Raw genomic sequence first — 3546 nt, 5'->3', positions numbered from 1 at the left:
GGGGTGAATACGACGATGCCACCCTTCATCCGCGGCGGAGCTGGTCATTGAGCGCGCATGTGGCGCTAGCCGATCCTATTCACCGGGGCGCGGACTCGGCCTGTTGAGCGCGTCGTTGGATGCCGGGCGCGCGCGGGTTCGATCGGCGCGGAACGCCGTCGGTCGGTTCTTCGATGGGGGTTCGGCGCTGGAGGGACGGGGTTTGGCGTGAGGGGCTCGGCCCCGTCGCTCAGATCCTTCGCCGGATCAGGGCTGCGGTCAGGCCGGGCATCAGATCGGCCTCGGGACAGGCGGCCGCGAAAGCGATGCGGACGCGGTGGCGGGTCTCCACCACCCTGGCGGCGACTTTGAGGAGCCGGAGGCGCAACGTCGTGAACTCGGCTTTGGCGAGGTCGCGGACTTTGGGAATGGCGTCCCTGACGTCCAGCATCAGCCAGTAGGCGGCGGTGTGCAGCACGAGGCGGACCTGGTTGGCCAGTGCCGAACGGCATGAGGTGCGGTCGGATCGGAGCTGGGACTTGTGCAGCTTGATCAGGTTTTCGGCCTGGCCCCGAGCACAGTACAGGCTGTCGTAGACCCACTCGGGCGAGCCGCGCTCGACGTTGGTGACGACGAAGCGGATGTCGAGGCCGAGGCGGGTCGCCTCGATGCGGGCCACGGCGCGACGTTCCCGGTTCCAGGAGCCCGCCTTGTGCCGTGTTTCGGCGTAGTCCCGCACGACGGGCTTGTCTCCGGTCGCGCGCGCGGTGCGGACGGCATCGGCGGTGTCCTCCACCTTCCGCGACAGCGGCTTCGAGCCCGGCAGGCCGAAGACGTATTGCAGGCCGTTGGCCTCGCACCACGCCATGGCCTCGGGCCTGGCGTAATGGCCGTCCCCCCGGAACAGGATGCGGGTTTTCGGCCAGCGGCCGCGGATACGGCGGACGAGGCGCCGGATGTGGGCCCGCACCTCCACACCGGACGGCGTCTTGCCCGGGCGCAGCACAACGGCGACCGGGCGGCTGCGCTCCGTGTCGTAGACGTGGATGGGCAGGAAGCAGCGCTCGTCATAATGGGCGTTGAACAGCGACAGCTGCTGATGGCCGTGGACGACGTCGCAGGTATCGTCGATGTCGAGCGTCACCGCCTCGGGCTCTCGCGGGTAGGAGTCCATCCAGGCGTCCACCAGGGCGTAGGTGAGGCGGATCACGTCGCGAAGGCGTGGGGCGTTCTCCAGTCGCGACAGGGTCGGCTGCGAGCACAGGTCGACCCCGGTGTCGGGCAGGCGTCCGCAGGCGAGCTTGAAGGCGGGATCGGTGCGCAGGGCGTCGAGATCGTCGCAATCCTCGTAGCCGCAGCAGATCGCGAAGATGCGGGCCCGGATCATGTCGGCGAAGCTGTGGATGACCCGGGTCGGATCGCGGCGGTCCGGGATCAGCCGGGCCAGCCGCTCGGCAATCCCGAGGCGCCGCTCAGCCAGCGACAGCAGCATGACACCGCCGTCCGACGTGAGGCGACCGCCGTCGAAGGCGGCTGTGACTTTCTTCCTCCCGACGGCTGGAAACTCGAAGGACAGGACCGTATCGTCGACCATGGCGGGCGTGGCACCGCGTGAAGTGGATCGGGGTTGGCGTTAGCACCCAAATCCTACGCCGCTTCAATGCGTTAAGCTACGCTCGCCACCCATCCTGCGCCGTCCCGAGTAGAGTCGAGGATGGGCGCGGTAGCTTGGGCCATTCGGCATCGCCCCGTTTCCCATCCCCGCTCATCAAACCGGACGTGCGGGTTTCCCGCATCCGGCTTTCCGACTGGCTTCATCGTAGGCATACGGCATGAGAAGGACACGAGCGTCATCCGTGTATTTCCACCGCCTTGGCGCCACGACACAGCTTTCTCGGATGGATCCCGGCCTCATGAGGTGCTTGATAGGCTTGCGCCAAGTCACCGGCCTTCACCCTCTTCGAAAGCGCACCAGAAGTCAGGGCCCTTTCCTCCGCCGGAATTACCCGGCCTCAGCGGTACTACGACCCTGTCCGACACCCACCCGCGCAACCGTCCTACGACGGCGATGAGGCCGCTACCCTCGCGCGAAGTGGGGCTCCCCCGATTACCCAGATCACCCTTCCAACGTGCCGTGCCCATTACCCCGGTGGATCGAAACAGGTGCATGTGTCGGTTGCTTCCCTGTCCGCGCGGCCTTCCCCGTTATTCGGGCGGGTCGGCATCCACACCTTCACTTTCGAGGCCTGCTCAGGCTTCACTCGCGTTACGGCCCGCTGGATCGCTCAACCGCCCGAGGCGGCCTTTGTCGCAGGGCTTCGACCCGGCCGGTTACCCGACAGACCCGCCTGCCAGCTACCAGATCAACCGACAACTCTCTGGACGGAACCTCCCTCCGTTGGTGACCTGCGCCGTCGGGGCGCACTGAATAGGACTGGTTAGAGCCGCTGCCGTTCAATCTGGGTCGTATGCATCGTAGCCAGCCGCAGCAAGATAGTTGCGGCACTCGTCGGGCCTGAAGCGTTTGAAGGCGTCGCGGATCGCCGTCCACAGGTCCGGGACGGTGCGGGCTGCCGTCGAGCGCAACAGGGCTTTGAGCTTGGCGAAGGCTTGCTCGATCGGATTGAAGTCCGGGCTGTAGGCTGGAAGGTAGCGTAGATGCGCGCCTGCCGCTTCGATCGCCTGGCGGACGCCGGCCACTTTGTGGGCGGCGAGGTTGTCCATCACCACCGTGTCACCTGGCGTGAGTGCAGGCACCAGCGTGTCCGTGACGTAGGATAGAAAGCGCTGGCCGTTTGTGGCGCCGTCCATGAGGTGGACCGCGAAGGGGCCACTCGCTCGCAGAGCGGCCGTGACCGTGGTGGTCTTGTAATGACCGTGGGGCACCGCGACGCGGCAACGTTCACCCCGCGGCGCTCGCCCGTAGCGCCGTTCCATGTTGGTGGCAGTCGCGGTCTCGTCGAGGAAGACAACACGCCCGGGGTCGAGGTCGAGTTGCCCCTCGAACCACGCCTCGCGCGCCTCCATCACATCCGGGCGGCCCTGTTCGGCGGCGTGGAGATCCCCTTTTTTCGGGTGATGCCGTGGCGCCGGAAGAAACGCGACAGCCCGCTCAGGCTCGCCGTGGCCCCGTTCTCTTCCAGTGCGTCCTTGACCTCGCGCAGGTAGATCTGCGGTCGTGCCTCATAGGCCTGGAGGATCAGCGCCGCATGCGCTTCGATCCGATGCGAGTGCCGGTCACCGCCCATCGGCTTGGCGGCGATCTTGCCCTCGGCCCGAAACCTTGCACGCCAACGGATTGCGCTCGCCTTGGCGACCCCGAACCGTTCCGCTGCCTGTCCGCACGACGCACCCGCCTCAATGGCAGCGATCACCCGCTCGCGCAGGTCCAACGACAAGGCTCGGGCCATCGCGGTCCTCCATGTGATCCGTCCACCATGGAATCACACCGGGATCCCGCACGCCACCATGGTCGAGACTCAGCCCGACAGGCAGCAGCTCTAGTCTACCAGCCTCAGATGAACCTCGAGACGGACCAGTTAGTGGGCTGCGAAGCGCTGATCCGGT

At 66.7% G+C, this 3546-nt stretch carries 2 protein-coding genes; both read right to left on the bottom strand.

All coding sequences use genetic code 11. The annotated features are described in order from the left end of the window. Positions 1 to 229: 229 nt before the first annotated feature. Positions 230 to 1573, bottom strand: a complete 1344-nt coding sequence (locus ACFE65_RS17480) for an IS1380 family transposase (RefSeq protein WP_375383635.1) — start codon at positions 1571 to 1573, stop codon at positions 230 to 232. Positions 1574 to 2433: 860 nt separating this feature from the next. Beyond that, positions 2434 to 3389 (bottom strand): IS630 family transposase gene (locus ACFE65_RS17475; RefSeq protein ID WP_375383634.1). Its coding sequence is split into 2 segments (ribosomal slippage): positions 2434 to 3038 and positions 3038 to 3389, totalling 957 coding nucleotides; the frame shifts between segments, so codons are not numbered across the junction. Positions 3390 to 3546: the final 157 nt, after the last annotated feature.

The organism is uncultured Sphingomonas sp., assembly GCF_964237335.1.
Lineage (GTDB): Bacteria > Pseudomonadota > Alphaproteobacteria > Sphingomonadales > Sphingomonadaceae > Sphingomonas.
Note: the sequence above shows the minus strand (reverse complement) of the source record. Positions and strands in the feature narration are given on the sequence as shown.

Coding starts and splice junctions, on each gene's coding strand:
- ACFE65_RS17480 (WP_375383635.1), bottom strand. CDS start 1,573: ATGGTCGACGATACGGTCCTGTCCTTCGAGTTTCCAGCCGTCGGGAGG.